The 19,725-nt window shown below is 70.8% G+C and carries 8 protein-coding genes and 1 pseudogene; 5 read left to right on the forward strand and 4 right to left on the reverse strand.

Features of this window, described 5'->3' with window-relative positions; all coding sequences use genetic code 11:
* Positions 1–151 precede the first annotated feature (151 nt).
* The 4 genes from pstS to pstB all read left to right on the forward strand — a co-directional run bounded on the left by pstS (position 152) and on the right by pstB (position 4,008).
* Positions 152–1,189, forward strand: coding sequence for a phosphate ABC transporter substrate-binding protein PstS (gene pstS / locus B9O00_RS11000; protein ID WP_322111178.1), 1,038 nt, complete (start codon positions 152–154; stop codon positions 1,187–1,189).
* Between the two features lie 150 nt (positions 1,190–1,339).
* Positions 1,340–2,299, forward strand: coding sequence for a phosphate ABC transporter permease subunit PstC (gene pstC / locus B9O00_RS11005; protein ID WP_085122722.1), 960 nt, complete (start codon positions 1,340–1,342; stop codon positions 2,297–2,299).
* Between the two features lie 16 nt (positions 2,300–2,315).
* Positions 2,316–3,164, forward strand: coding sequence for a phosphate ABC transporter permease PstA (gene pstA / locus B9O00_RS11010; protein ID WP_085122723.1), 849 nt, complete (start codon positions 2,316–2,318; stop codon positions 3,162–3,164).
* 46 nt (positions 3,165–3,210) lie between these two features.
* Positions 3,211–4,008 carry a phosphate ABC transporter ATP-binding protein PstB gene (gene pstB, locus B9O00_RS11015; RefSeq protein ID WP_235017097.1) on the forward strand — a complete coding sequence of 266 codons (798 nt, stop codon included), beginning with the start codon at positions 3,211–3,213 and terminating at the stop codon, positions 4,006–4,008.
* Positions 4,009–4,084: 76 nt separating this feature from the next.
* On the opposite strand, the gene B9O00_RS11020 is transcribed toward pstB, so the two are convergent.
* Entirely contained in the window at positions 4,085–5,275 is a 1,191-nt protein-coding gene (locus B9O00_RS11020) for an MFS transporter (RefSeq protein WP_085122725.1), read from the reverse strand.
* A 250-nt stretch (positions 5,276–5,525) separates the two neighbouring features.
* On the opposite strand from B9O00_RS11020, the gene B9O00_RS11025 reads away from it, so the two are divergent.
* The gene (locus B9O00_RS11025; protein WP_085122726.1) at positions 5,526–8,954 is read left to right on the forward strand and encodes a S41 family peptidase; all 3,429 of its coding nucleotides are present in this window, start codon (positions 5,526–5,528) and stop codon (positions 8,952–8,954) included.
* Positions 8,955–9,157: 203 nt separating this feature from the next.
* On the opposite strand, the pseudogene B9O00_RS34250 reads toward B9O00_RS11025, so the two are convergent.
* From B9O00_RS34250 to B9O00_RS11035, 3 genes and pseudogenes are all read right to left on the reverse strand, one after another.
* A pseudogene (locus tag B9O00_RS34250) lies at positions 9,158–9,721 on the reverse strand (alpha/beta fold hydrolase); the annotation flags it as partial.
* 14 nt (positions 9,722–9,735) lie between these two features.
* Positions 9,736–11,829 carry a TolC family protein gene (locus tag B9O00_RS11030; protein WP_143596204.1) on the reverse strand — a complete coding sequence of 698 codons (2,094 nt, stop codon included), beginning with the start codon at positions 11,827–11,829 and terminating at the stop codon, positions 9,736–9,738.
* A gap of 161 nt (positions 11,830–11,990) precedes the next feature.
* Entirely contained in the window at positions 11,991–19,523 is a 7,533-nt protein-coding gene (locus B9O00_RS11035) for an Ig-like domain-containing protein (protein WP_159460183.1), read from the reverse strand.
* Positions 19,524–19,725 lie beyond the last annotated feature (202 nt).

Consider the following 19,725-nt stretch of genomic DNA (forward strand, 5'->3'; position numbering starts at 1 on the left):
AAGCTGCGCGGGGAATTCATCCAACTGTCACACAAGCTTCATCGATTCTCGTGAGGATCGCGCCGGTCCCGCCCTCCTGTGCCGGAGCGGGATGGCCGGCACCCGAGCGGGGTGCCGCCGTCAAACTCTCCCAAGCGAAGAGGAGCTGCTCGTGAAACTTCTGAAAGGCGCGGTAACGCAGGCCGCGGCCCTCGCCCTCGGCCTCGTCATTGCCGGCACCACGGCCCACGCCGCCGACATCTCCGGCGCCGGCGCCACCTTCCCCTATCCGATCTATGCCAAGTGGGCCGATGCCTACAAGACCAAGACCGGCAACGGCCTGAACTACCAGTCGATCGGCTCGGGCGGCGGCATCAAGCAGATCAAGGCGAAGACCGTCACCTTCGGCGCTTCCGACAAGCCGCTCACGAAGGAGGAGCTCGACTCCGCCGGCCTGATGCAGTGGCCGATGATCATGGGCGGCATCGTGCCGATCGTGAACGTCGAAGGCATCAAGCCGGGCGAGCTGGTGATCGACGGCAAGACCCTGGCCGAGATCTTCATGGGCAAGATCGCCAAGTGGAACGACAAGGCGATCCAGACCCTCAACCCGAAGGCCAAGCTGCCCAACAAGGCGATCGCCGTCGTGCATCGCTCGGACGGCTCGGGCACGACCTTCAACTTCACCGACTATCTCTCGAAGGTCAGCAGCGACTGGAAGTCCCAGATCGGCTCTGACGCCTCGGTCCAGTGGCCCGTCGGCATCGGCGCCAAGGGCAACGAGGGCGTCTCCAACATGGTCAAGCAGACCGGCAATTCGGTCGGCTATGTCGAGTATGCCTACGCTCTGCAGAACAAGCTGACCTACACCAAGATGAAGAACAAGGACGGCAAGGTGGTCGCGCCGACCAGCGAGGCCTTCCAGGCCGCCGCCGCCAATGCGGACTGGGCCAATGCCCCCGGCTTCTACCTGATCCTGACCGATCAGCCGGGCGCCCAGAGCTGGCCGATCACCGCCTCGAGCTTCATCCTGATGTACAAGCAGCCGCAGGATCCGGCCGCCGCGTCGGAGGCCCTCAAGTTCTTCGACTGGGCCTACAAGAACGGCCAGAAGATGGCCGAGTCGCTCGACTACATCCCGATGCCGGAGAGCGTCGTCGACATGGTCGAGAAGACCTGGACGACGGAGATGAAGGGCGTCGCCTACTGAGCCCTCTGCTCCAGCCGGTCCGTTGAGCGCCGCCCCGAGGATTGTCCTCGGGGCGGCGTCGCGGTAGGAAGTGCCGGTGCCCCCGAGGCACCTGCGCGCCGGCTTCCCTCCTCGGCCCGAAGCCGTCACCTCAGCAGATTGAAGAGCCGGATGAGCCTCGCCCTCGACAAATCCCTGCGGTCCGCGGCCGCCCGGTCGCAGTCGTCGTCCCTGATGGACCGGATCTTCTCGGCCCTGGTCCTGGGCTCGACGGCCATCGTGCTGCTCTCGCTGCTCGGCGTCTTCGTGGCGCTCGCCGTCGGCGCCTGGCCGGCCCTGCAGAAGTTCGGCTTCGGCTTCCTGGTCACCGAGGTCTGGAACCCGGTGACGGCGCAGTTCGGTGCCGTCGCGCCGATCTTTGGCACCCTGGTGACCTCGCTGGTCGCCATGCTGATCGGCGTGCCGATCTCCATCGGCATCGCGATCTTCATGACCGAGCTCTGCCCCGACCGCCTGCGCCGGCCGCTCGGCATCGCGATCGAGCTGCTCGCCGGCATCCCCAGCATCATCTACGGCATCTGGGGCCTCTTCGTGCTGGCCCCCTTCATGCAGCAGCACGTCCAGCCCCTGCTGATCGACACGCTGGGCGAGTTGCCGATCATCGGCAACCTGTTCCAGGGCCCGCCCTACGGCATCGGCATTCTGACCGCGGGCCTGGTGCTCGGCATCATGGTGCTGCCCTTCATCACGGCGGTGGCGCGCGACGTCTTCCTGACCGTCCCCGCCATGGTGCGCGAATCGGCCTACGGCATCGGCGCGACGACCTGGGAGGTCGTCTGGCGCGTCGTCATCCCCTACTGCAAGGTCGGCCTGCTCGGCGGCGTCATGCTCGGCCTCGGCCGCGCCCTCGGCGAGACCATGGCGGTGACCTTCGTGATCGGCAACGCGCACCGGATCTCGAGCTCGATCCTGGCGCCCGGCACGACGATCTCGGCCTCGATCGCCAACGAGTTCACCGAGGCGACGACCGACATCTACACCTCGTCGCTGGTCGCCCTCGGCCTGATCCTCTTCTTCATCACCTTCGTCGTGCTCAGCATCTCCCGGATGATGCTGCGGCGGCTGCGCTGAGCAGGGAGCGAAGTCCATGACGCTGCAGTCCCGTCGCCGCGCCAAGAACCTCGTCGCCCTGGCCTTCGCCACCGCGGCCTCGGCTTTCGGCCTGTTCTGGCTGGCCGTCATCCTCTGGACGCTGCTGTACAACGGCGTGACCGGCCTCAGCCCGGTCCTGGTCACGGAGGCGACGCCGCCGCCCGGCAGCGGCGCCGGCGGCCTCGGCAACGCGATCCTCGGCAGCCTGCTGATGAACGGCCTGGCGATCCTGGTCGCCACCCCGCTCGGCATCCTGGCCGGCACCTGGCTCGCCGAGTACGCGCGCCATTCGAAGTTCGGCGAGGTCGTGCGCTTCCTCAACGACATCCTGCTCAGCGCGCCCTCGATCATCGTCGGCCTGTTCGTCTACGAGCTGATGGTCGTGCCGATGCACCACTTCTCGGGCTGGGCCGGCGCGGTCGCGCTGGCGATCATCGCCATCCCGGTCATCGTGCGCACGACCCAGGACATGCTGATGCTGGTGCCCTCCAGCCTGCGCGAGGCGGCCGCGGCGCTCGGCGCCCCGCGCTGGCGGGTGATCACCAGCGTCGCCTACCGCGCGGCGCTCAGCGGCATCCTGACGGGCGTGCTGCTTGCCCTCGCCCGGGTCAGCGGCGAGACCGCGCCGCTGCTGTTCACCGCGCTGAACAACCAGTTCTGGAGCTCCGACATGAATGCCCCGATGGGCAACCTGCCGGTGGTGATCTTCCAGTTCGCGCTCAGCCCCTACGACGACTGGCAGCAGCTCGCCTGGAACGGCGCCCTGCTGATCACCGTCGCGATCCTGCTGACCAACATCGCGGCGCGCATGCTCGCGGCAGGCAAGAAGTCTTCGAGAGGATGAGCAGCCGATGACCATGACCGCTGGAACGCCGGCCGAAGGAATGTCGATGGAATCGAAGAGCATGCAGCGGCCCGCGGCGGAAGCCGCCGAGGTCGAGAAGATCCAGATCAAGGACCTGCGCTTCTACTACGAGGACTACGAGGCGCTGAAGGGCGTCACCCTGACCCTGCACGACAAGCGCGTCACGGCCTTCATCGGGCCGTCGGGCTGCGGCAAGTCGACGCTGCTGCGCGTGCTCAACCGGATCTACGCGCTCTATCCGCGCCAGCACGCGACCGGCGAGGTCCTGCTCGACGGCCGCAACCTGCTGTCCAAGGACATCCACGTCGACAGCCTGCGTGCCCAGGTCGGCATGGTCTTCCAGAAGCCGACGCCCTTCCCGATGTCGATCTACGACAACATCGCCTTCGGCATCCGGCTGCACGAGCGCGTGCCGGGCTCGGAGATGGACGACCGGGTCGAGAGCGCCCTGCGCCGCGCGGCCCTGTGGGACGAGGTCAAGGACAAGCTGAAGGCGAGCGGCCTCAGCCTCTCGGGCGGCCAGCAGCAGCGCCTCTGCATCGCCCGCGCCATCGCGATCAAGCCCAGCGTGCTGCTGCTCGACGAGCCGGCCTCGGCGCTCGACCCGATCTCGACCGCCAAGATCGAGGAGCTGATCGCCGAGCTGGCCAGCGACTTCTGCATCGCCATCGTCACCCACAACCTGCAGCAGGCGGCGCGCTGCTCGGACTACGTCGCCTTCATGTACCTGGGCGAGCTGATCGAGTTCGGCCCGACCGAACGGATCTTCTCGAACCCGGGGCACCCCAAGACCGTCGAGTACGTCACCGGCCGCTTCGGCTGACGGCGCGCCCGTCCGGTTCCCCGCCCGCGCCGGCCCGCCTCTGCCAGAGGCGGGCCGCTCGCGTTCCGGGTCCGCGCTACATCCGCCGCGGCACGTGGCGGGCGAACCAGGCGCCGGCGAAGTAGCTGGCGGCGCTGGCGACGAACACGAAGGGCAGCGGCAGCATCATCAGGATGAGCGCGAAGACGCCGGGCGGCGCCACCTCCGAGGCGTCGCGATAGGTCACGAAGACCGTGGTCATGCCGGCCCGCTGCGACGGCCGGACCGAGCGCAGGAACGGCAGGTTGCCGCTGACGTCGAGTGCGACCGAGGCGACGGCCGCGGCGACGACGATCGGCGCCGCGACGGCCGGCGCGAAGGTCATGGTCACGGCCGCGACCAGAGTCAGGCAGCCGCCCAGCAGGAAGGCGCGGACGATGGTCCAGCGCACGCCCTTCCGCTCGACGACCCGGCCGATCAGCGGCGCCAGGAACAGCAGGCCGTTGCCGGCCGAGACCAGCAGGCCGCCGACCTCCGCGCCGAGGCCGCCTTCGACGGCGAAGACCGGCACGTAGACGAAGAACATCGCCCACCAGGCGCTGCGCGTGAAGGCGATCAGCCAGCCCAGGCGCAGGCGCGGCTGGGCGAAGAAGCGGCCGACGTTGAGGAAGGGGTTCGGCGCCGGGCTGCGCGCCTTGACGATCGCGCGGTCGTCGCTCGCGCGCAGGAACCAGAAGTAGCTCAGCAGCAGGACCGCGCAGCAGGCGCTGATGGCGAAGGGCACGACGTGGCCGACCCGGGTCCAGAGAAAGACGCCCAGCGCCGGCCCGACGGTCCAGGCCGCCGCGGCGAAGAACAGTCGCAGCGGCTCCAGGCGGTTCAGCTCGCGGCCCTTGATGTAGTCGAGGATGTAGAGGTTGAGGCAGATCGCGAAGCAGGCGGTGCCGAAGGCGCGCAGCAGCATCGCCAGCGCGGTGCCGCCGAGCCCCTCGCCCATGAACAGCAGCGCCGCCGTCAGGCTGGCCAAGGCACCCAGGCTGTAGGTGAAGCGTCGGCTGATCGCGCGGACCAGCAGCGGCACCAGGAAGTTCGCCATCAGGCCGAGGCCGCTGACCACGAAGTAGACCAGCGACACGCCCTTCGGGTTGCCGATCAGCGTCAGCACCTGCAGCGGGATGACACTGGCGATGATCGCGCGGGTCAGGGATTCCAGCGTGAAGAGCAGCGCGAACGAGGTCGCGCCGGGCGCCCCCACGGCCTGAAGCCAGATCGGATGTCGGACGTTCATCGCCGCGGGACCCAGAGCCAGCCTGGATGACCGGCGCACCGGATTTCTCCTATAGGCGGCTTCCCGAATCCCACGTCATGCAAAAGCGGCGGGGCGTGCCCTGCGCGCGACGCTTGGCTGGCCCCGCCGGCCGCGGCTGCGACCGCGGACGCCTTGACCCTCCGGCCGGGCGAAATCCATAGTTGCGGCGGGTGGAGGCGCCGTCGGCGGCTTTCCCGCCGGAAGGGCGCGCTTCCCGGGGATTGGGTGCATGCAGATCAGACCGCGCTTGTGGGCGACGGTGGTCGTCCTCGCCACCTGCGTCTGCAGCAGCGCCGCGCTCGGCCAGGTCAGCGGCTACTACCGCTTTCCCGCGGAACGCGGCGACGTCCTGGTGTTCGCCAGCGAGGGTGATCTCTGGCGTGCCGCCGGCAGCGGCGGCTCGGCTCTGCGCCTGACCAGCCATCCGGAGGAGGAATCCCATCCGGCGATCTCGCCAGACGGCCGCTGGCTCGCCTTCGACGCCGAGTACGACGGCCCGAGCGAGGTCTACGTCATGCCGCTGGCCGGCGGCGCGCCGACCCGCCTGACCTTCGAGGGCGGCGGCACGACCGTGCGCGGCTGGACGCCGGACGGCAAGGTGCTGTTCGAATCCGCCCGGGGCTTCGGGCCGAGGCCGCGCCAGCTCAAGACCGTCGACCCGGCCGGCCGGCGGGTCGAGACGCTGCCGCTGGCCGGCGCCACCGAGGGAACCTTCGGCGACGACGGCCGGACGCTCTACTTCACCCGCTTCGGCCTGGGCCACGACAACGCCCAGCTCTATCGCGGCGGCGCCATGGAGCAGCTGTGGCGCTACCGTCTCGGCGACAAGGGCGAGGCGGAACGGCTGGCGGCCGGCTTCGACGCGCCGATCCGCCACCCGATGTGGTGGCAGGGCCGGGTCTATTTCGTCAGCGACCGCTCCGGCGACGACAATCTCTGGTCTGTCGACGCGGACGGCGGCGACCTGCGTCAGCACACCCACTTCACGGGCTGGCAGCTTCGCAACCCGAGCATGGCCGACGGCCGCGTGCTCTACCAGCGCGGCGCCGACCTGTTCCGCTTCGACCTCCGCCAGGATCGCGAGGAACCCTTGCCGCTGACCCTGGTCAGCGACCGCGACTACGGCCGCCTGCGCTGGCTCGACCGGCCGCTGGACTATCTCGAGGCGAGCGGCATGGGCGCCCGGGGCGAGTCCGTGGCGCTGACCGCACGCGGCCGTGTCGCCGTCGTCTTCCCCGGGCCGCGCCGCCGGGTCGAGCTGGCGATCCCGCCCGAGGCGCGCGCCCGCGCCGCCGTCGTCGGGCCCGAAGGCACCTGGGTCTACCTGGTGCTCGACCAGGACCGGATCGGCGAGATCTGGCGCTATCCGAGCGACGGCCGCGGCCCGCCGCAGCAGCTGACCCATGGCTCCAGCGCGCACATCTGGAGCGTGCAGCCCGCGCCCGACGGCCGGCACCTCGTCTACGACGACCAGCAGGGCCGCCTCTGGTCGCTCGATCTCGAGAAGGGCGAGAGCCGCGTCATCGACCAAAGCTCGAGCGGCGACGACCGGCCCTTCCACGACTTCGCCTGGTCGCCGGACGGCCGCTATCTCGCCTACAGCGCGCTCGACGCCCGCTCGATCGACCGGGTCGTCGTCCAGGACCTCGACAGCGGGCAGCGCGCGACCGCCACCAGCGGCAAGTACCCCTCCTACGCGCCCGCCTTCTCGTCGGACGGCCGCTGGCTCTACTTCATCTCGGAGCGCCACTTCGACCCGGATCCGCCGAGCCCCTGGGGCGACCGCAACATGGGCCCGGCCTTCGACCGGCGCGGCAAGCTCTACGCCCTGCAGCTCGATCCCGGCGCGCCCTTCCCCTTCGCCCAGCCGGACGAGCTTTCCGGATCGGCGGCGGCGGCGGCGCCCGACGACGGGGGCAACGCGCAGCAGGAGCAGGCCGAGCCGGCCGTCGTCTTCGACGGCCTGGCCGGCCGGCTCTGGGAAGTGCCGGTCGGGCCCGGCAACTACGACGCCCTGGCCGCGAACGACAGCTACCTCTACCTGCTCGAGCGCAACGGCAACGCCGAGACGCTGGAAAGCGTCGCCATCGACCCGCGCAATCCCGCCTTCGGCATCTTCGCCGACGACGTCGAGCAGTTCGCGCTGTCGGCGGACGGCAGCACCCTGTTCTACCGGACCGGCGGCTCCGACCCGACCCTGGCCCTGGTCCCGGCCAGGGACCAGGCGCCCCGCGACCTGACCGACGACCTGCTGCGCGTCGGCGACTGGCGGCTCGGCATCGACCAGCGGGCGGAGTGGCGTCAGATCCTGCTCGACGCCTGGCGCCTGCACCGCGACTTCGCCTTCGATCCGAAGCTGCGCGGGCTGGACTGGGACGCCGTGCTGGCGAAGTACCTGCCGCTGGCCGGCCGGGTCGGCTACCGCAGCGAGCTCGACGACCTGCTGGCGCAGATGGTCGCCGAGCTTGGCATCCTGCACAGCGACATCGTGCCCGGCGACCTGCCGTACGACTACGAGGGCGCCGACAACGCCTTCCTCGGCGCCGAGCTGACGCCGGTCGCCTCGGGCCTGCGGATCGATCGGATCGACGACGGCGAGCGCGACCTGCCGAGCCGCCTCGGGCCGCTCCGCCAGCCGGGCGTCGACGTCCGCGAAGGCGACGTGCTGGCCGCCGTCGACGGCCGGCCGGTCCACGACGAGGCCGATCTCTCGCGACTGCTCGACGACAAGGCCGGCCAGCAGGTGCGGCTCGACCTGCTGCGCGACGGGGCGCGGATCGGCGCCGTCGTCGTGCCGGTCGAGGGCTGGACCGCCGCGCGGCTGCGCTACCGGGACTGGGTGCAGAAGAACCGCGAGAAGGTCGCAGCCGCCTCGGGCGGCCGCATCGGCTACCTGCACCTGAGGGCGATGGGCCGCGACGACCTGGCGAGCTTCGTGCGCGACTTCTACGAGCTCTACGACAAGGACGGCCTGATCATCGACGTCCGCGGCAACCGCGGCGGCAGCATCGACAGCTGGATCCTGGCCACCCTGCTGCGCCGCGTCTGGGCCTTCTGGGAGACCCGGCTGGACGGCCCGCCGACCGGCAACATGCCGCAGACCTTCCGCGGCCACCTCGCCGTGCTGATCGACCAGGACACCTATTCGGACGGCGAGACCTTCGCCGCGGGAATCAGGACCCTGGGCCTCGGCACCCTGATCGGCGAACGCACCGCCGGCGCCGGCATCTGGCTCAGCGACCGCAACCGCCTTTCCGACCAGGGCATGGCCCGGGCCGCGGAGTACGCGCAGTACGCCCTGGACGGCAGCTGGCTGATCGAGGGCCATGGCGTCGTGCCGGACGTCGCGGTCGCCAACCCGCCGCACGCCAGCTTCCTCGGAGCGGACGCCCAGCTGGAAGCCGCGATCCGCACCCTCGAGGGCGAGATCCAGAGCGCACCGCTGACCGCGCTGCAGGGCAGGCCGCTGCCGGCGATCGGCGCCCCGAGCGCGGGGCCGGGACGGCGCGCCGGCCGTCAGTCCTCGCCGGCCGGGGCGGCGGCCAGGCTGCCCGCCGCGCCGCCGGACTGCCGGCCGGCCGCGGGCGTCGATGCCGGCCAGCCCGCCTGCCCCGACAGGAACCCGGCGACCGCGGCCGGTACCTCCGGGAAGTCGTAGAGGTCGCTGTGGTGGCCCTGGTCGAGCGTGACCAGCCGCTTCGGCGGGCGGGCCGCGGCCAGCAGGCGCTCGGCCATGGCGTAGGGCACGACCCGGTCGCGCCGGCCGTGCAGGATCAGCAGCGGCGCGCCCTGCCGGCCGATCCGTGACAGGCTGTCGAAGCGGTCGCGCACCAGCCAGAGCGCCGGGACGTACCAGTGGCGGCGCTGCGCGACGGCGGCGATCGAGGTGAAGGGCGCCTCCAGCACGACGCCGGCGACCGCCCGGCCGCCGGCGGCGCGCTCGGCGGCGAGCCGGGTGACGACGCCGCTGCCCAGGGACTCGCCGTAGAGCACGATCCGCCCGGCCTCGATGCCCCGGCCCTCGAGCCAGTCGAGCGCGCTGGCGGCATCGGCCGCCAGCCCCGTCTCGCTGGGGCTGCCGGGGTTGCCGGCGAAGCCGCGGTACTCGACCAGCAGCAGGCCCTGCCCCTTCGGCAGCGCGCCGCACAGCTTCGCCGCCCGCTCGCCGCCGTTGCCGACGTTGCCGTGGCAGGCGACCAGCACCCGGCCGCCCTCGGCCGGCGGCAGCCAGAGATGCGCCAGCCGCAGTCGGTCGGCGGTCGTCGTCTCGATCAGCCGGAAGGCGCCCAGCCCGGCGAGGCGCGCCGGATCGAGCCGCCCGGCAGTCGGCCGGAAGATCAGCCGGCGCTGCAGCAGGAACAGCAGCAGGCACAGGCCGAGATAGCCGCCTGCCGCCGCCGCGAACAGCCAGAACAGCGGCGACATCGCCTAGGCCGCGCTCAGGACGCCGGCTTCAGGCTGGAGAAGAAGCGCTGCATCAGGCTGCCGGAGCTGGTCGGCTGCGGCACCACCTTCTGCTGCTGATCCGCGGGCGTGTCCTGCGCGGCGACCGGCTGCGGCTCGGCGATCTCGGCGGGGCTCGGGGCCGTGATCGCGCTCGGCTGCGGCCCCGGCGCGATCGGCGCGATCGCCTGCGACGGCGCGCTCGGTGGCTGCATCATGGTCGTCGCCTGCCGGGCGCTGCCGGCCGGCGCCAGGCCGAGCTTCGGCATGCTCGGCGCCGCCGGCGTGGCCGGATGGGTGATCTCCGGCTTGTTCAGCGCCGGCTTGGTGACCGACGGCTTGACCAGCGGCTGGGCGGCCGGCGCGGAAGCGGACGTCGTCGAGCTCGACGACGCCGTCCCCTCGCCCGCCTGCCGCGGCAGGTCGGCGGCCGCAGCCTGCACCTCGACGCGCTCGCCCGGACGGCGCGGCATCTCGACGGCCTCGGCGACCGGCACGGGGCCGACCACCGGCTCGGCCGCGGCCTCCGGCATCGCCGCCTGGCCGTCGCCCGCCCCGGGCGGCAGCTCGGCAGCCATCACGAAGTCGCCCTTCTCCCAGCGATGCTCGGTATCGCGGATCGCAGCGGCCAGTGTGTCGAGCGAGCCGTCGGCGATCTGGTCCGGCAGCGGATCGGCGCCGATCGACAACAGGATCTGGCCGGAAGCGCTCTGCAGCCGGGCGTAGGCGAGGTCCCGGCGCAGCTGCGAGAGCAGCAGGTTGAGCTCGCTCTGGATGATCGGCAACTGGCCGAAGCGGTCGGCGCGGCCCCCGGCCTTGAACTGATCGAGAATGCGGCCGTCGATCTTCACCAGATCGGCGGCGTTGGAGAAGTCGTCGCGCGCCTCGTGGAAGGAGATCCAGGAGACGTGGGCCTGGGTCACCACCGCCGCCGCGGTCGCCCGCCGCTTCGCCTTGACCAGGTCCTCCTGGGTCTCGGCGAGCTCGATGCGCGCCGGCCCGTTGATCAGGTTGAGCAGGTTCCAGGAGATCCGCGCGCCGTACTCGTACCAGGACTGGTTCACCAGGAAGGAATTGCTGTCGTAGTTCAGGCTGGTGTTGAACTCGATGCCGGGCAGCAGGCGAAGCATCGCCTTGCGCGTCTCGTCCCGGCTGATCCGGCTCTGGTAGATGTCCTCGTGCAGCTCCGGCCGGTAGGTCAGGGCCAGCATCTCGAGCTGGTCCGGACTCAGCTCGATCTTGGGCACCGGGAAGTCGCTGTCGTCCGGCATCACGACCTGGAAGTCCTGGTCCGGCGGCAGGTTCATCAGGGTCGCGAGCTGGGCCTTGGCGAGCAGCAGCTCGCGGCGCAGGTCGTTGAGCTGGCGCTGGGTGTCGAGCAGGGTGCGCTGGTAGGTCAGGGCCTCGAGCGGCGAGCGCAGGCGCAGCTGCTCGATGCGCCGCGAGTCGGCGCGGGCGGCGGCGACCTTCCTGAGCAGCGGGTCGACCTGATCGAGCAGCCGCTGGCCGGCGACCGCCCGCCAATAGGCCGAACGCACGTCCTGGACGATCTGCTGGATGATTCGACGGCGCTGCTCGTAGGCGACCAGCGCCCGGTCGGCCTGCTGGTTGGCGGCGAAGTAGCCGATGCCGAAGTCGAGCACGTTCCAGACGACGTTGAGGTCGGCCGTGTAGCTGTTCTGGTCCTGGGAGGTCGAGGGCTCCAGGGACTCCTGCCCGGTGATCACCGAGCGGCTGGACGAGGCGTTGACGTTGTTGCGGTGGCTCGCAGCGCCGCCGGCGTTGATCTGCGGCAGCAGGTCGAAGCGCGCGACGTCGAGCTGGCGCTGGGAGAAGGCCTCTTCCATGACCTTGACGCGCTGGTCGAGGTTGTAGCGCACCGCCCGGGCCATGGCCTCGTAGAGCCCGACCGGCCCCTTGATCGGCTCCTGCTTGCTGTAGAGGGTCTTGTACTGCTCGACCGCCTTCTGCTGCAGCTCCTTGGTCGTATAGGGGTCCGGCTGGATGGCACAGGAGGCCAGCACGAGCGGCACCACGGCCGCAGCGGCGAGCCTGCCGCCGACGCGCGACCAAGTGGAAAGACTGGACAACCCGGATCCCCCTCCCTCGGAGCCTCGCCGCCGCTCGGCAGGGACGGCATTAAGCTGTTGATAGATTACGAGATTCCCCTTCGCCGCTCAAGCCGCTGGGCCCGGACGGACAGCAACCGGTGGTTTCTCAACGTTTCCCCTTGATATACTTGGGAATTCCGTCAAGCCGGACCGCCTGGCCCGGACTGTATCCCCTGCGCCGCCAGCGCGGCGGCCAGTCGCGCGACCTCGGCGTCGGCCCGGCCGGCTGCGCGGGCCAGTTCGACGCCCAGTCCCGGTGCGCCGAGACCGACGCCGTGCCGGGCCGCGACGGCTCCGCCGAGCGCCGCGGCGAGCGGATCCCCTGCGAGGTCGCCCAACGGCTCCGCCGGATGCTCCGCGGCGGCCGGCTCCGCCCGGGAGGCCGGCAGCGCGGCGGCCTGCCGCTGCTGCGCCGCGCCGTGGCCGACGTCGGGTGGCGCGGCATGGAGTGCCGCCTGGGCGCCCGGCAGATCGCCGACACCCGGCGGCAGGCCGCCACCTTCCTGGCCGCCCTCGCCGAAGGTCCCGCTCAGGCCGCCGAACAGGGTGCCGAGATCGATCGGGATCCAGCTCCGGCCGGTGAAGACCAGGACCTGCAGGCCCGAGGCCACGAAGTCGCTGAGGATCGGGCTCAGGGTCGACGCCTGCACGATCTGCACGAAGGCCTGGTCGCCCGGCGTCAGGCTGCCGCCCTCCACGGAGCTGTTGAAGGCCCGGGCGATCGGCGTGTTGCCCTGGCCGATCTGGCTGAGCGCCTGATTGACGGTCACTGGCGGCGCCGCCGGCTGGACGAAGGCGAGCTGGACGTTGCCGAATGCGGTGTTGGCGACGAGCACCGTCGCCGGCCCCTGCGTTCCCCTCTCGAAGGTGACCGGCGGCGGGCTCAGCAGCGTGCTATTGCCGCCCTGCTCGGTCTGCTGGCCGGTCGTCTGCTGGCTGGGATGGGTGATCGTGACCGAGAAGGTCACGGTGCCGCTCGCCTTGACGCCATCCGAGCTGTAGACGCTGAAGGGGTCGCCGCTGGCCGTCGAGCCGGCATTGGCCTGGTAGCTGACCCGGCCGGCCAACAGATCGGCCGAGGTGAAGCTGCCGCCCGCGCCGAGCACCCGGCCGCCCAGCACCAGGCTGCCCTGCCCGGGTGCCGAGGCGAGGTAGTAGGTGAAGCTGGTCACGCCCTCGGGGTCGGTCGAGCCGATGTTGCTGAGGCTCAGCACCACGCTGTCGCCGGCCGCGACGCTCGGTCCGCTGTTGGTCGTGATCTCCGGCGGCCGGTTCGCGGCCACGGTGACCGTCACGCTGTCCGTGTCGGTCGCGGTGCCGTCGCTGGTCGACACCTGCAGGGTCAGATTGCCCGTGACGCCGGCGTTCGGCGTGATCGTCAGGTGGTTCAGGTGATCGTTGATCTGGTCCGCGGTGCCGGTCAGCACCAGGCTGCCGGTGCCGTTGCCGCTGACCGATCCGCCGCTGCCGTCGGCCGACAGCTTGGCGCCGCTGATCGTCAGGGTCGTGGTCAGCGTATTGCCGTCGGCGTCCGCGACACTGATCCCGCTGATCGTTCCGGCGATGCCCTCGACCGCCGACTTGCTGCCGCCGACCGTGTTGACCGGCGCCCGGTTCGTGGTCATCGAGAAGTCGGCCGCGGTCGAGGTCGCGCCGTCCGTATCGGTGAGCGTCGCACTGAACTCGTGCGTGCCGGTGTTGCCCGGCGTGTAGGCGAGGTTGCGCAGCAGCGTCTGGACCCGAGCCAGCGTCGCGTCGACGTTGAAAGTGATGACCAGATTGTGCGCGCCCTGGCCGTCCTTCGTCGCATCGACCGTGCCGATCGCCGTGCCGCCGACCGAGATGGTGTCGCCGGCCGAGATCGCCGTGCCGCCGTTCGAGGTGACGTTGGTGCCGTCGACCGAGAAGTCGCCGGTGCGCGCCCCATCGGTCCGGTTGACCGTCAGGTTGCCGAGATTGAAATCGGTGCTGTCGTGGTCGGTGACCGTGGCGTTGCTGCCGAGGTCGACCAGCTTGGTGGTGCCGACGGCGCCGTTGACCGTGTCGCCGTTGAGGCCGCCGATGTCCGGCCGGTCGAAGACCGTAACCGCGACCGTGTCCGTGTCGCTGTTGGTGCCGTCGCTGGTCACAATGGTGATGGTCTGGTCGGTCCCGCTGTCCGTCGGCGCGGTGTAGCTCAAGCCCGCCAGGGCCGTGTTGACCTGGGCGATGGTGCCGTTGACCGTCACCGAGCCGCTGCCGTTGCCGGTGATCGTGGCGCCGCCGCCGGTCGCGACCGAGAGCGTGCCGCCGCCGACCGACAGGGTCGTGGTCACGCTGGCGCTGTCCGTGTCGGCGACGGAGAAGCCGGAGATCGCCTTGGCCGTACCGTCGTACACGTACGGGGTGGAGCCCGGCACCGTGTTGACCGGCGCCGCCTCGACGTTGACCGTGAAGCTCGCCGCCGTCGAGGTCGCGCCCGAGGACGCGTCCTTGATGGTCAGGTCGAAGGTGTTGCTGCCGCCGGTCGTCGACTTGAACTGCAGGGCCCGGATCAGCTGCTGCACGGCCGCCGGCGTCGCGTTGGAGCCGAAGCTGAGGATCAGGTTGTTCGTGCCCTGGCCGTCGCTGCTGGCACTGACCGAGGCGATCGCGGTGCCGTCGACGAAGACGATCTCCGAGGCGGAGATCGTGCCGTTGGCGTCAAGGGTCGAGGTGCCGGCGGCGACGCCCGTCGAGCCGCTGCCGGTCAGCGAGAAGTTGCCGGTCCCGCTGTTGCGGGTGATCGTCATGTTGCCGGTGTTGAAGTTGCTGCTGTCGGCGTCGGTCACCGTGGCGTTGCCGCCCTGGTCGATCGAGACCGCCGTGCCGTTCGGCGTCGAGACGCTGTCGCCGTTCAGGTTGGCGACGACCGGCGGGTTGGGCTGGACGTTGATGGTGAAGCTGGCCGTGCTGGTCGAGGCGCCGCCGTTCGCCGTGCCGTCGCCGTCGTTGAGTGACAGGGTGAAGGTGCGGGCGCCCAGGCTGCTCGGCGCGCTGTAGGTCAGGGCGCGCAGCAGCGTCTGGATGTTCGCCGGCGTCGCGTTGACGGTGTCGAGATCGATCACCAGCGTGTTGCCGCCCTGACCGTCCGAGTTCGCTACCGAACTGACCGTGCCGACCGCGATGCCGCCGACCGAGACCGTCTCGCCGGCGGCGATCGTGCCGTCGCCGCCCGCGGTCGCGTTCGTGCCGTCCAGGCCCCAGCTGCCGTTGGTCGTGCCGCTGCCCTGGGAGATGGTCAGCGAGCCGGCATTGAAGTCCGTCGAATCGACGTCGCTCACCGTCGCGTCGCTGAACAGCGTGACCGCCTGCGCGCCGGCGCCGGCGGTCACGCTGGAGCTGTCGCCGTTGACACCGCCAAGCGAGGGCGCCTCGTTGACGTTGTCGACCGCGACGCTGAGCACCGCGGTCGAGTAGTTGCCGGCGGCGTCGGTCGCGCGGACGGTGATGCTGACCGTCGCCTCGGTCTCGTGGTCGAAGCTGGCGCCCGAGGCGACCGTCACCGCACCGGTCGAGCTGTTGATCGCGAAGCGCCCGCTGCCGTCGCTGTCGAGCGACCAGGTGATGGTGTTGGCGTCCGTCGAGGTCACGGTGCCGGCGCTGGCACCGGTGGTCGCGTTCTCGTAGATCGCCAGCCCGCCGATCGGCGCCGCCGGGGTCGTCGGGTCGGTCGTGTCGATGGTGATCGACAGGCCCGTCGAGGCGGAGGAGGTGTTGCCGGCCGCGTCGGTCGCGGTCGCCGTGATCGTGTGCGCGCCGGCGGCGATCGCCGAGCCTGGCGTGAAGGACCAATTGCCCGAGCCGTCCGCCGTCGTCGTGCCGATCGAGCTGCCGTCCGACAGCACCGTCACCGTCGCATTGGCCTCGGCCGTGCCGGTGAAGGTCGGCGTCGTGACGTTGGTGAGGTTGTCGGTCGAGGAGCTGCCGCTGTCGCTCGCCGCCGCCAGGTCCGGCGTGCTCGGCGCCGAGGGCGCCGTCGTGTCGATGGTGATCGACAGGCCCGAGGAGGCCGCCGAGACGTTGCCAGCGGTGTCCTGGGTCGTCGCGGTGATCGAGTGGGTGCCGGCGGCGATCGCCGAGCCCGGCGTGAAGGACCAGTTGCCCAGGCCGTTGGCGATCGTCGTGCCGATCGAGCTGCCGTCGGAGAGTATCGTCACCGTCTGGTTCGGCTGTGCGCCGCTGCCGATGAAGCTCGGTGTCGTGTCGCTGGTGATGTTGTCCGTCGAGGACGAGCCGGTGTCGCTCGCCGCCGTCATGTCCGGCGTGTTGGGCGCCGAGGGCGCCGTCGTGTCGATGGTGATCGACAGGCCCGAGGAGGCCGTGGAGGTGTTGCCGGCCGCGTCGGTCGCCGTCGCCGTGATCGAGTGGCTGCCCTCGCTGAGCGCCGAGCCCGGCGTGAAGCTCCAGTTGCCCGAGCCATCGGCCGTCGTCGTGCCGATCGAGCTGCCGTCCGAGAGCACCGTCACCGTCGCGTTGGCCTCGGCCGTGCCGGTGAAGGTCGGCGTCGTGTCGTTGGTGATGTCGTCGGTCGAGGACGAGCCGCTGTCGCTGGCCGCCGAGAGGTCCGGCGTGCTCGGCGCCGAGGGCGCCGTCGTGTCGATGGTGATCGACAGCGCCGAGGAGGCCGCCGAGACGTTGCCGGCGGTGTCCTGGGTCGTCGCGGTGATCGAGTGGGTGCCGGCGGCGATCGCCGAGCCCGGCGTGAAGGACCAGTTGCCCAGGCCGTTGGCGATCGTCGTGCCGATCGAGCTGCCGTCGGAGAGGATCGTGACCGTCTGGTTCGGCTGGGCGCCGCTGCCGATGAAGCTCGGCGTGGTGTCGCTGGTGATGTTGTCGGTCGAGGACGAGCCGGTGTCGCTCGCCGCCGTCATGTCCGGCGTGCCCGGCGCCGACGGCGCCGTCGTGTCGATGGTGATCAGCAGGCCCGACGAGGCCGAGGAGGTGTTGCCGGCCGCGTCGGTCGCGGTCGCTGTGATCGTGTGCGTACCGGCAGCGATCGCCGAACTTGGCGTGAACGACCAGTTGCCCGAGCCGTCCGCCGTCGTCGTGCCGATCGAGCTGCCGTCCGACAGCACCGTCACCGTCGCATTGGCCTCGGCCGTGCCGGTGAAGGTCGGCGTCGTGTCGTTGGTGACGTCGTCGGTCGAGGAGCTGCCGCTGTCGCTGGCCGCCGACAGGTCCGGCGTGCTCGGTGCCGAGGGCGCCGTCGTGTCGATGGTGATCGACAGGCCCGAGGAGGCCACCGAGGTGTTGCCGGCGAGGTCGGTCTGCGTCGCGGTGATGCTGTGCGTCCCGGCGGCGATCGCCGAGCCCGCCGTGAAGGACCAGTTGCCCGAGCCGTCGGCTGTCGCCGTCCCGATCGAGCTGCCGTCCGACAGCACCGTCACCGTCGCGCCGGCCTCGGCGCCGCTGCCGCTGATGCTCGGCGTGGTGTCGCTGGTGATGTTGTCGGTCGAGGAGCTGCCGGTGTCGCTCGCTGCGTCCAGGTCCGGCGTGCCCGGCGCAGAGGCAGAGGTGTCGATCGTCACCGACAGCGCCGAGGAGGCCGAGGAGGTGTTGCCGGCGTCGTCCTGGCTCGTCGCGGTGATCGAGTGCGTGCCGGCGCTGAGGGTCGAGCTGGTGATCGTCCAGTTGCCCGAGCCGTCGGCGGTCGTCGTGCCGACCGAGCTGCCGTCCGACAGCAGCGTCACCGTGGTTCCGGCGACGGCGCCGCTGCCGGTGAAGGTCGGCGTCGTGTCGTTGGTGATGTTGTCGGTCGAGGAGCTGCCGCTGTCGCTTCCGGCCGTCATGTCCGGCGTGCCCGGCGCCGAGGGTCCCGTCGTGTCGATGGTGATAGACAGCGCCGCAGAGGCGACCGAGACGTTGCCGAAGGCGTCGGTCGCCGTGACGGTGATCGAGTGCGTGCCTTCGCTGATCGCCGAGCCCGGCGTGAAGGTCCAGTTGCCCGAGCCGTCGGCCGTCGCCGTGCCGATCGAGCTGCCGTCCGACAGCACCGTCACCGTCGAGTCCGCCTCGGCGGTGCCGGTGAAGGTCGGCGTCGTGTCGTTGGTCAGGTTGTCGGTCGAGGACGAGCCCGTGTCGCTGGCCGCGTCCAGGTCTGGCGTGCCCGGCTGGACCGGCGCGGTCGTGTCGACGGTGATCGTGAAGAGGTCGATGCCGATCGAGTCGACGTACTGCCCGTTCGGCGTGTAGGAGACGGTGAAGGACTTGATCGGCTTGTTGTGGAAGGCCGTGGCGCTGAGGTCGAGGGTGTAGCCGCCGACGGTCGACTGGAAATTGGAGGGGAAGCTGGAGGCGGCGACCGAATAGGTCGCGACCTGGTTGGAGCCGGCGTCGTAGCCGGTGATCACGATGTTGCCGCTGTAGTTCTTGACCGAGCCGGCCGGGTACTCCGAGAAGTTGATCGAATCGAGCCCGTAGACCGAGGGCGAGGCCGTGCCGCTGGTCGAGACCGTAAAGGAGTAGGTCGTGCTCGAGCTGGTGGAGTGGTAGTTGATGTAGACCTCGTCCTGGCCCGCGTTGGCGAGGTGGTACATGCCGTGGGAGTCGCTGGTCGAGACCACGAAGTTGCCGTCGGCGGTGGTGACCGTCGTCTGGGCCCCGGCCGTCGCGCCCTCGAAGTTCAGGGTGCCGCTCGCGATCGCGCTCAGCAGGTCCGGATAGTCGGAGCCGGCGAAGGCGTCGGTGACCTTGCTGTGGGCGATGTCGCCGGTCTTGGCCTCCAGAGTCCAGTCGCCGCCCTTGTCGGCGGCGCCGGTCGCGTCGGTCGAGGCGGCGACGTCGGCGCCGGTCGCCTGGGCCAGGGCGTCGATGAAGGCCTGCCCAGAGCCGTCCGCCGCGACCGAGCAGCCGTAGAGCAGGATGTCGCCGGTGTCGCTCAGCGCCGAGCCGATCTTCGCCAGCGCCTGGCTGTAGTCCGCGAGATTGGCGCCCGTCACCGAGCCGCTGGCGAACTCCAGCGCGCCGACCTCGCCATGGCTGACGACGTGGATCGCAGAGACGTCGCTGTGGCCGGCCAGCGCGTCGGCGATCTGGGTCAGCGCCGGCGCCGTGGACTGGAGCGTGACCACCGTGACGCCGCTGCCCAGCCCGTCGACCAGGGTCTGGGCGTCGGCGACGGCGCTGTCGACGAAGACGAACTCGCCGCCCGTCGTCGCGGTGCTCGCGGTCGTCGTCGTGGTGCCGTCGGCGCCCGCTGTCGTGTTCGTGGCCGTCGCTGTCGTCGTGGTGGTGTCGCTCGCCTTGGTGCCGTCGGTCGTCGAGCCAGTCGCAGTCGAATCGGTCGCGGTCGTGTCGGCGGTGGTCGAGTCGGTCGCCGTCGAGCCACTGGTCGAGTCCTGGGCCGGCCCGGCCGTGGCCGCCTTGTCGTTGTCCTGGCCGGCGGCGACCGGCTGGACCTCGGAGAGGGCCTGGGCCAGCTCGTCGGTCGTCGGCCCGCTGCTCTTGGCGTCGCTGCCCGAGGTGTCGTGCCCGTCGGAGGTGGTCGAGGAGGAATCGCTCGGCTTGTCGCTGGTCTTGTCGGCGGCCTGGTCAGCCGACTTGTCGGCGGCGGCCTGGGCCGCCTGGTCGGCCGCGGTGGCGACGGCGGCCGCGTCGAGCAGCAGCCGCGGCTCCAGGGCGAAGGCCAGCCCCTCCCCGGCGTCCAGCGGCATCTCCCGAGCGGTTCGCGCAGCCCTGCCGCCGTAGTCGGCCCGTCCCTCCGCGAGATCGCGAAGCGGTCGCCCTACCTGGCTCATAGTTGGGTACCCCGCCACCACAACCATTTCTTGCAGCGCGGATCATATCCTTTCCGCCGCGCCGACACAAATGCACACAATCGGCGGGTGGCGCGCACGAAACGGGATCGATTCCGCA

Origin of the sequence: Tistlia consotensis USBA 355, assembly GCF_900177295.1 — a bacterium.
Classification (GTDB): Bacteria; Pseudomonadota; Alphaproteobacteria; order Kiloniellales; family DSM-21159; genus Tistlia; species Tistlia consotensis.